Origin of the sequence: Kitasatospora sp. NPDC056181 (genome assembly GCF_042266225.1) — a bacterium.
GTDB lineage: Bacteria > Actinomycetota > Actinomycetes > Streptomycetales > Streptomycetaceae > Kitasatospora.
This window is the reverse complement of the sequence record NZ_JBHJUK010000342.1, coordinates 1-1381: the sequence shown is the minus strand read 5'-3', so window position 1 is coordinate 1381 and position 1381 is coordinate 1. Positions and strand designations below refer to the sequence as shown.

Genomic DNA, 1381 nt, shown 5'->3' with positions numbered 1-1381 from the left:
CACCGATCGCGAAGGCCTCGGCCGTCCCCGTGTCCGGGTTGTACACCGTCGCCGCCGAGGGCAGTGCGGTGGCGGGCGTCGGGGCCGGCCCCGACGGCGGGGTGGCGGCGCCGATCGCGTCGACGACCTTCTGCGCGTCGGAGGCCTGGGCCCCGTAGCGGTCGGGGTACGCCGACGCCTGGACCTTCTGGCAGACGGTGCCGATGTCCTGGGTCTGCCACGAGTTGTCGGGGTAGGTCCGCAGCATCGCGTTGATGAACGCGGTCGTCGACCAGGCCGGGTTGAGCCGCTGCTCGTCGGTGCCCCAGAAGTTCTGTTGCTGGAAGAGGCCCAGGCTGGTGTGGTCCACCATGTTGGGGTTGTTCTCCAGGGCGCTCTCGACGATCGCGGTGGTCACGGCGATCACGGCGGCCCGGTCCGGGAGTCCCAGGCCGCGGACGGTGGTGATGACGGCCCGGGCGCAGGATGCCCGGTACGAGGTCATGGCGTGCGCCAGCTTGCCGGTGAGTACCCGGTTCAGCTGTGCGGCGGCCGCGGCGTCGGCGTCGGTCACTGTCCCGCAGGAGCGGTTGGACAGCGCGGCGTGGGCCGGTGAGGCTCCGACCGTGGCGGCGCCGACGGCGGTCGCGGTGGCCATGGTGAGCGCGGACAGGCTGTGCTGGAGACGGCGGCGGTTCACGGGAGGTCTCTCTCCTGGGAGGACGGGCTCGGGAGGGCTGGGAACTCGGGAGGGCTGGAGCTCGGGAGGGCTGGAACTCGGGAGGCTGGGAGGGGGCGGCACCGGGCGGCCGAGGCCGGCCGGCACCGCCGGGCGAACCGTGCTCAGCTGGTTCAGCTGGTCCTGAACTTCCAGTTGCCGAGGGCCGTCCACTGGCTCCAGGGGCTGCCGTTGGCGTTGTAGGCGTGCGAGATCACACCGTCGGCGCCGATCGCGAAGACCTCCGCGGCGTTGGAGCCGGACTCGTAGACCGCGCTCGGGGTCCCGGCGAACTTGTAGCCGGTGTCGAGGGACTCCCACCCGGCCCAGGGACCGGCGTTCAGGTTGTAGGTGTGGTTGAGCACACCGTCGGGGCCGATGCCGAACAGCTCGACGGCGTTGGTCGAGGCGTTGTAGACCGCGGTCGGGCTGCCGCTGAACCGGAACGAGGACCCGAGGGTGGACCAGCCGCTCCACTGGCCGCCGTTGAACAGGTAGTCGTGCGAGATCACACCGTCGGTGCCGGTGGCGAAGACCTCCGTCACCTTGTTCACCGGGTTGTAGACCACCGCCGGGTTCGAGGCGAAGTGGAAGTCCGGGCCGAGGGTGGTCCAGCCCGTCCAGGAGCTGCCGCCGGTGCTGTAGGCGTGCGACACGATGCCGTCGGTGCCGGTGGCGAACACC

General features: G+C 71.2%; 1 protein-coding gene and 1 pseudogene. Both read right to left on the bottom strand.

Annotated elements, in window-relative coordinates; genetic code table 11:
- Nucleotides 1-679, bottom strand: a pseudogene (locus ACFC1F_RS43405) (hypothetical protein); the annotation flags it as partial.
- Between the two features lie 152 nt (nt 680-831).
- The coding region (locus ACFC1F_RS43400) for a hypothetical protein (RefSeq protein ID WP_376167352.1) at nt 832-1381 on the bottom strand (550 nt) is incomplete at its 5' end.